This is a genomic window from Vogesella mureinivorans, from assembly GCF_007644035.1.
Lineage (GTDB): Bacteria > Pseudomonadota > Gammaproteobacteria > Burkholderiales > Chromobacteriaceae > Vogesella > Vogesella mureinivorans.
In genome coordinates this window covers 1-386 of sequence record NZ_VMTV02000116.1, presented here as the reverse complement: position 1 = coordinate 386, position 386 = coordinate 1, and the positions used below count along the sequence as shown (strand labels likewise).

At 70.2% G+C, this 386-nt stretch carries 1 protein-coding gene; it reads right to left on the bottom strand.

Translation table 11 applies throughout. The annotated features are described in order from the left end of the window. The coding region (locus FLQ44_RS23490) for a hypothetical protein (protein WP_206208640.1) at window positions 1-386 on the bottom strand (386 nt) is incomplete at both ends.

Sequence of the window (386 nt, the reverse complement as noted above, 5' to 3'; positions counted from 1 at the left end):
ATAGGGATAGTGCCGGCGGAAGCAGTAGCGGCAGTGCACGGCACAGCTGCCGGTGGCGACCAGCAGGGCCCGACCTTGGTATTTCTGCAGCACGCCGCGGCCGCTGCGGGCGGCGCCGTCACCCACGGCGTCGTGGCCGAAGCCTTCGACCGCGAGCGTCTCCAGATCCAGCGGCAACACCTGACGCAGCAGCGGGTCGGCCGGATCGCCTTGGCGCATGCGCGCCAAGAAACTCCGCGGTACCCGCAGCGGGAAGCCGGCCGAGTTCGCGGGCAGACGTTCGGCCAGCGCTTCCAAACCCAACAGTCGAAGCAGTTCCAGGGGCTCGGTGATGGCCTCGCGCCACAGTCGGCGCCAGTCACGAGCAGGCTCCGCGATCGCGGCGG